We start from the raw sequence: 7146 nt of genomic DNA, 5'->3' as shown, positions 1-7146 counted from the left end.
GTTCGCCGCTCGAGTACCCCCCGAAAGGGGCCTTTCCGCTCGACTTGCATGTGTTAAGCACGCCGCCAGCGTTCGTCCTGAGCCAGGATCAAACTCTCCATTAAGGCCAAACGACCAACCGAAAAGGGGCGAACCCTCCCGGCCGGCCAAACCTCGGAAAACAATCCCAGCACCACAACCCCAAAAAAGTGGGGTTGCATTGCCTCAAAGAAATCCCCAACCAAAACCCGAATAGGGATGGTTGCGGGGACGGCCCGATCTGAAAACAGACCTGGCCGTATAAAGGCACTGGCTTTTAACACGCTGTTGAGTTCTCAAGAAACGGACACCCACCGCGCCGTGAACCCGCTCCCGCAGGCCCCGGCTCCGGGGCAACCCTTCTAACTTACCCGAATCGCCGCCGCTGTCAACCCGATCAACGAAGATCTTTTTGACGGACGGAGACGAACCCAGTTCCCACACGCAACGAAACCCCGCGAGCCCAAAGACCCGCCAAGATCGCTACGGAGGAGACGCCCTACGGGCCGGCCACCTCACGGCGTCCTGCATCCCGTCCGGGCTTGCCATTCAAGAGTACCCCGGCCCGGAACAAGCTGCGAACCGATTTTTCTCTGCTGGCATCGCCCCGGGGCCGTCCGCCTTCCGGCGTCCCGCATCCCTCAGGGCTGGAAGAAGATTAGGCAGCCGTGGACAGTCCGTCAAATCGGTGCGTCCACGTCCTGGTTCGGTGGAGGAAACCCACTGGTCACAGGAGGTTCAGGAGGGCGGCGTCAGCATCGCGTCAGCGTGATGTCAGCGCGGCTTCGCCGATGTCCGCGGCCTGTCAGCGGGTTCGGCGACGGTGATGGCGTCAGAGCGAAAACCTGTGAGGGGCATACCGATGGACGATGTGATTCACGCCGAGGGGCTGCGCAAACGGTTCGGGGACACGAAGGCCTTGGACGGTGTGGACATCTCGGCACGCCGGGGCACGGTCCTCGGGGTGCTGGGGCCGAACGGCGCAGGTAAGACCACCGCCGTCCGGGTGCTGGCGACGCTGCTGAAGCCGGACGCCGGACGCGCGGAGGTGTGCGGCTACGACGTCGTCAAGGACGCCGTCCAGGTGCGCGCGATGATCGGGCTGACCGGCCAGTACGCGTCGGTGGACGAGGAGCTGACCGGCACCGAGAACCTGGTGATGATCGCCCGGCTGCTGGACTTCGACCGGCGGGAGTCGAAGGCGAGGGCGCGCCAGCTGCTCGACCGGTTCCGGCTGACCGAGGCCGGGTCGCGTGCCGTCAAGACGTACTCGGGCGGGATGCGGCGGCGGCTCGACCTGGCGGCGAGCCTGATCAACCGTCCCGAGGTCATCTACCTGGACGAGCCGACGACCGGGCTGGACCCGCGGGCCCGCAACGAGGTGTGGGACACGGTCCGCGGTGTCGTCGCCGAAGGCGCGACCGTGCTGCTGACCACGCAGTATCTGGAGGAGGCCGACGCGCTCGCCGACCGGATCGCGGTGTTCGACCACGGACGGGTGATCGCGGAGGGCACGTCCGACGACCTGAAGGGGCAGATCGGGCGGCAGACGCTGGTGGTCCGCGCGTCCGAGCCGTACCGCACGGCGCAGCTCACCGCGATCGTCGCCGAACTGACCGGGGAGCCCCCCGAGGTGCAGGAGCCGACCGGTCTCGTGACCGCGCCGGTGCATGACCCGCGGCTGCTGTCGACGCTGGTCAGGAGGCTGGACGACGCGTCGATCGTGGCGGCGGAACTGGCGCTGCGGATGCCGAGCCTGGACGAGGTGTTCCTCACCCTGACGGGTCATCTCGCCGAAGAGTCCAAGACCGAACTCGTCCCCGAGGGGAGCGTGGCATGACCGCCATCACCGTGGACGGGCGCCGTCCCGGCAAAGAGCCGCCGCCCGCGCACATCAGCCCGCGGCGGACGCTACGGCACGGCCTGACGCTGGCGTGGCGCAACATCGCCCAGCTGAAGCATTCTCCGGAGAAGCTGCTGGACACGACGCTGATGCCGATCGTGTTCCTGCTGCTGTTCCTGTACGTGTTCGGCGGGGCGGTGGCGGGCGACACGCAGTCGTACCTGCAGACACTGCTGCCCGGCCTGATCGCGCAGATGGCGATGTTCGCGACGATGGGGCTCGGGACGGCACTGAACGAGGACATCCACAAGGGTGTGTTCGACCGGTTCCGCAGCCTGCCGATCGCACGTTCGGCGCCGCTGATCGGGTCGGTGCTCGGGGACACGGCCCGGTTCGTGACCGTGATGACGGTCCTGGTCGGGTTCGGTTCGCTGCTGGGGTTCCGATTCCATACCGATCCGCTGTCGGTGCTGGCGGCGTTCGCGCTCGCGTACGTGTTCTACCTGGCGGTTTGCTGGATCTCCGTCCTGGTGGGCCTGGTCGCGCCGACGCCGGAGACGGTCCAGGGTCTCTCGTTCATCTGGGTGATGCCGTTGACGTTCGGGAGCAGCATCCTCGTGCCGGACACGTCCACGATGCCGGGCTGGCTGGAGGCGTGGACGAAGGTCAACCCGGTCACGCATCTGGCGGAGTCGATGCGTGCGCTGATGGTCGGCGGGCCGATCGGGAACCATGCCTGGTACACGCTCGCGTGGGCGGCGGGGATCGTCGTCGTCACGTTCCCGCTGGCCATGCGGATGTACTCGCGGAGGGCCTGACGTCCGCCGATCGAGGGGCGAAACGCGCGCCGGCCCGGAAGCTCAGTGCCGGCCCGGCGTGCTTCGTCCCCTCGACCGCGTAGAGCAGGTCGATGCTGGACTTGAGGAGCTGGTTCTCGCTCTTCGCGGACACGCGGACACGCGAGCGGACGGACACGCGGGCGGACGGACGGACGCGCGGACGGGCGAGTGCGCGGACGGGCAGACGCGTGGACGGGCAGACGCGTGGACGGGCAGACGCGTGGACGGGCAGACGCGTGGACGGGCAGACGCGTGGACGGGCAGACGCGTGGACGGGCAGACGCGTGGACGGGCAGACGGGCGGGTGGGCGGACGGGCGGCGGTGTGCAGGAGCCTTGGGACGCGGGTGGTTGGGGTGGTCGTCCGGGCCGGGCGGGTCAGGGGGGTTCGGGGGCGGTGGAGTGGACGATGCCGGCGCCGGCGGCGAAGACGTCGTCGCGGGTGACGCGGCGGCCGCGGTCGTAGGCGTCCGCGAAGGCGGGGTCGCCGAGGTCACGGGTGGCGGCCGTGATCGTCCGCTGGACGTCGTAGCAGGCGATGTCGCGGAACCCGCGCAGGTGGTGCGCGGTGCCGAGCAGTTCGGCGGCGCGCGTGCGGGCGCCGCGCGCCGCCGCGAGGGCGGCGAGGCCGTCGACCAGCGAGGCCAGGGCCGGGTTGCCCATCAGCGCGTCGTTCTTGAGGTCGCTGAACGCCCTCAGGTGCCAGCCGAGGGCCGCGTCCAGGTCGCCGTCCTCCTCGGCGAGGCAGCCGAGCCGGCCGTAGGTGCGGCGGACGACCTGCGCGAAGTCGGGACGGTGCTCGCGCGGCTCGACCCACTTGTAGGCGCGCTCGGCGAGCGGGCGGGCGGCCTCGCGGTCGCCCTCCTGCAGGGTCAGCTCGCAGAGCTGGAGCGAGGCCGCGGCGGCCTCGGCGAACTCGCCGACCCGCTCCATCTGCGCCATGGCGAGTTCGAGGTCGTGGCGCGCCTGCGCGACGTCGCCCTGCTGGGCGCGGGCCCGGGCGAGCTGGGTGAGGATCGCCGCGCCCTGCTCGGGGCTGACGCCGGCGGTCGCGTAGCCGTACGCCTCCTCGCCGAACCGGATGGCGTCGGCGAGCTCGCCGCGGGCCGTGGCGACCTGCATCATCCCGCTCAGCCCGAGGATCATCCCGAACCGGTCGCCGAGCTCGCGGAACCGCGCGTACCCGTCGGCGGCCTCCTCGGCGGCCTCGTCGATGTGCCCGGTGTTGATGCCCATGTGCGCGACGAGGGTGCGTGAGACGGCGCGGACCCACGGGTCGGGGTGGTCCGCGATGCGGCGCAGGCGCCGCCGGATCTCGTCCATGTCCCCGCTGAACATGCTGGACGCCGGTTCCATCAGGGCGAGCGCGGGATGCATCGGCGTTCCGGGGACGACGCGGGCGACGTCGCCGAAGACCGTGCTCAGCGACTCCGGCTGCGGCCCGGAGTCCTTGCTCATCTCCGTGATGAGGCCCGCCGAGACGAGGCACAGGGCGTACTGCTCCTCCAGGCCGGGCGGCACGGTGTCGCCGACCATGTCGCGGACGGCGACCGCCCAGTGCCCGGCCTCGATCTCCATGTCGCGCAGCACCCAGAACCACACCAGCCCCGCGACCAGCCGCAGGCTCATCTCCTTGTCGCGGATCTCGATGAGGTGCCGGAACGCGACGGTGACGTTGCCGCGCTCGTCGGCCAGCCGGTCCGCCCAGCGCAGCTGGTCGTGGCGGCGCAGCTCGGGCTCGGCCCGCTCGGCGAGGTCGACCAGGTAGGCGGCGTGCGCGGACCTGACGCGTCCGGCCTCGCCCGCCTCCTCGAGCCGCTCCCCCGCGTACACGCGGACGGTCTCCAGCAGCCGGTAGCGGACCTCGGGGTCGCCGTCCGCCATCACCAGCGACTTGTCGATCAGCGCGGCGATCACGTCGATGACGTCGTGGGGTTCGGGCGCGTCGGGGGCGTCCACGCCGCACACGCGGACGGCGGCGTCCGGCGTCGCGCCGCCCGCGAACACCGACAGGCGGCGCAGGACGGTGCGTTCGACGTCGTCCAGCAGGTCCCAGCTCCAGTCGACGACGGCGCGCAGCGTCCGGTGCCTGGGCAGCGCGGTGCGGCTGCCGCCGGTGAGCAGCCGGAACCGGTCGCCGAGCCGCGCCGCGATCTGGCCGGTCGTGAGGGAGCGCAGCCGGGCGGCGGCCAGCTCGATGGCGAGGGGGATGCCGTCGAGCGCGCGGCAGATCGCGATGACGTCGGCGACGGTGTCGGCGTCGACCGCGAAGCCGGGGCGCCCTGCGGCGGCCCGGTCGGCGAACAGCCGGACCGAGGCGTAGCCGAGCGCGTCCGCCGGGTCGGCGACGCCGTCGTCCGGCAGCGGGAGGGACGGCACCGGGCACAGCGACTCGCCGGTGATGCCGAGCGGTTCGCGGCTGGTGGTGAGGATCCGCACGCCCTCGGCGTGCGCGAGGACGTGCCCGGCGAGCCGCGCGGCGGCGTCGAGGACGTGCTCGCAGTTGTCGAGGACGACGACCATCCGCTTGGCGGCGAGGTAGTCGGTGAGCCGTTCGAGGGGCCGCACGATCACGCGGGTGTCGGCGGGGGGACGGACCGTGTCGGGTATGCCGAGCGCGACGAGCACGGCCTGCACGACGTCGCCCGGGTCGCTGACGGGGGCCAGCGGCACGAACCAGACGCCGTCCGGCATCTCCTCGACGAGCGGCGCGGCGCTCTCCCCGGCCAGCCGCGTCTTGCCGGCGCCGCCGGGGCCGGTGAGGGTGACGAGCCTGGTCTCGCGCAGCAGCTTCGCGACGCGCCGCGACTCCTCCTCCCGTCCGACGAAGCTGGTCAGCTGGGCGGGCAGGTTCGTGCGGGCGGGACGCGGAGCGTCCGGCGGCGGCTCCCCGGGTTTCGCGGGCGGCGGGGGCGGCGGCTCGGCGGCGGCCGCGGCCGCGGCGTCGTGGCGGAGGATCTCCAGGTGGACGGCGGCCAGTTCCGGGGACGGATCGACGCCGAGCCGGTCGGCGAGGGCGGCGCGCGTCTCCTCGAAGACCTCCAGGGCGTCGGCCTGGCGTCCGGCCGCGTACAGCGCGCGCATGAGCTGGCCGCGGAGCCGTTCGCGCAGCGGATTCGCGGCGGCCAGCGGTTCGAGGTCGGCGACCGGCGGGACGGGCTGCCTGGCGGCGAGCTCGGCGTCCACGCGGTCCTCGACGGCGGCGAGCCGCAGTTCCTCCAGCCGTGCGATCGGCGCGGCGGCGAACTCGGCGTCGGCGACGTCGGCGAGCGCGGGTCCGCGCCACAGCGCGAGCGCTGCACGGAGCCGCTCGGCCCGCCGGGCCGGATCGTCCTCCCTGCGGGCCGCCGCGACGCCCCGCTCGAACGCGACCGCGTCCACGTCCGCCGGGTCGAGGCCGAGCCGGTACCCGGCCGGGCCGTGCTCGACCAGGTCGCGTCCGGCGACGCCGCGCAGCCGCGAGACCAGCGCCTGCAGCGCGTTGCCGCCGCCGGCGGGCGGGGCGCCGTCCCACAGGTCGTCGAGCAGCCGGTCCGCCGACACCGGCCGGCCCGCGTCGGCGGCGAGCCGGACCAGCAGGGCGCGCAGCCGCCGGCCGCCGACCTCGACGGGCCGCGCGGCCTCGTCCCGCACGTCGAGCGGGCCCAGGATGCCGATGCGCACGAATCCCCTTTCCCGCTGCCATTGTCGCCGATGTGTGGACCGCGCGTACCGGGTAGGTGTCCGATATGCCTAGAGCGCAGATCAAGGACGAGACGACGTACCAGAGGCTTCGCGACAAGGGCGAGAGCAAGGAGAAGTCGGCGCGGATCGCGAACGCGTCGGCGGGCCAGGGCAAGCGGAAGGTCGGCCGCAAGGGCGGCAAGAACCCGCCGTACACCGACTGGACGAAGGAAGACCTGCTGAAGCGGGCCCGCGAGATCGGCATCGAGGGACGCTCGTCGATGAACAAGTCCGAGCTGATCGACGCGCTGCGCGGCCATTGATGGAGCTGGTCTTCGTCCTGGACTGCCCCGACCCCGAGCGCCTGGCGGACTTCTGGTCCGCCGCCCTCGGGTACGACCGAGGCGGGTACGCGCCGCCGTACGTGCCCCTGACCGACCCGACCGGCAGAGGGCCTCGGCTGTTGCTCCAGCAGGTCCCGGAGCCGAAGCTGACGAAGAACCGGATGCACGTGGACCTGCGGGTCTCCGACATGGACGCCGAGCTCGCCCGCGTCACCGCGCTAGGCGCGACGGTGCTCCGCGGGCCGTTCGTGGACGACGGGTGGCCGACCACGGTGCTCGCGGACCCGGAGGGCAACGAGTTCTGCCTGATCGTCAACCCCGGAGCGCAGAACCCGTGAACGCGGGCCCGGACCGGCCGCGGCTCGCCCGCGCGCGGCTCCGGCCGGCCGCCCACGAATGACGCCCCAAACGCCCCATTCTTTACGTTTGCCCCATATACG

At 72.1% G+C, this 7146-nt stretch carries 5 protein-coding genes and 1 rRNA gene; 4 read left to right on the top strand and 2 right to left on the bottom strand.

Going from position 1 to position 7146, the window contains the following annotated elements:
* Nucleotides 1-104 (bottom strand): 16S ribosomal RNA (locus ACH34T_RS43860); the annotation flags it as partial.
* A 776-nt stretch (nucleotides 105-880) separates the two neighbouring features.
* Here ACH34T_RS43860 and ACH34T_RS43855 point away from each other — a divergent pair.
* Nucleotides 881-1858, top strand: a complete 978-nt coding sequence (locus tag ACH34T_RS43855) for an ATP-binding cassette domain-containing protein (RefSeq protein WP_396026955.1) — start codon at nucleotides 881-883, stop codon at nucleotides 1856-1858.
* Nucleotides 1855-2679 carry an ABC transporter permease gene (locus ACH34T_RS43850; RefSeq protein ID WP_396026954.1) on the top strand — a complete coding sequence of 275 codons (825 nt, stop codon included), beginning with the start codon at nucleotides 1855-1857 and terminating at the stop codon, nucleotides 2677-2679. Before ACH34T_RS43855 ends, ACH34T_RS43850 begins: the two co-directional genes overlap by 4 nt.
* 398 nt (nucleotides 2680-3077) lie before the next feature.
* Here ACH34T_RS43850 and ACH34T_RS43845 read toward each other — a convergent pair whose 3' ends face one another.
* Nucleotides 3078-6362, bottom strand: a complete 3285-nt coding sequence (locus ACH34T_RS43845) for a BTAD domain-containing putative transcriptional regulator (RefSeq protein ID WP_396026953.1) — start codon at nucleotides 6360-6362, stop codon at nucleotides 3078-3080.
* A 65-nt stretch (nucleotides 6363-6427) separates the two neighbouring features.
* Between ACH34T_RS43845 and ACH34T_RS43840 the strand changes: the two genes are divergently transcribed.
* Both ACH34T_RS43840 and ACH34T_RS43835 read left to right on the top strand, forming a co-directional pair.
* Nucleotides 6428-6685 carry a Rho termination factor N-terminal domain-containing protein gene (locus tag ACH34T_RS43840; RefSeq protein WP_396026952.1) on the top strand — a complete coding sequence of 86 codons (258 nt, stop codon included), beginning with the start codon at nucleotides 6428-6430 and terminating at the stop codon, nucleotides 6683-6685.
* Nucleotides 6685-7044 (top strand): VOC family protein, encoded by a 360-nt coding sequence (locus tag ACH34T_RS43835; RefSeq protein WP_396026951.1) that lies wholly within the window; start codon nucleotides 6685-6687, stop codon nucleotides 7042-7044. The genes ACH34T_RS43840 and ACH34T_RS43835 overlap by 1 nt, the downstream gene beginning before the upstream one ends.
* Nucleotides 7045-7146: the final 102 nt, after the last annotated feature.

Source organism: Actinomadura sp. 9N215 (assembly GCF_044326345.1).
Lineage (GTDB): Bacteria > Actinomycetota > Actinomycetes > Streptosporangiales > Streptosporangiaceae > Spirillospora.
This window is presented reverse-complemented; position numbering and strand designations above follow the sequence as displayed.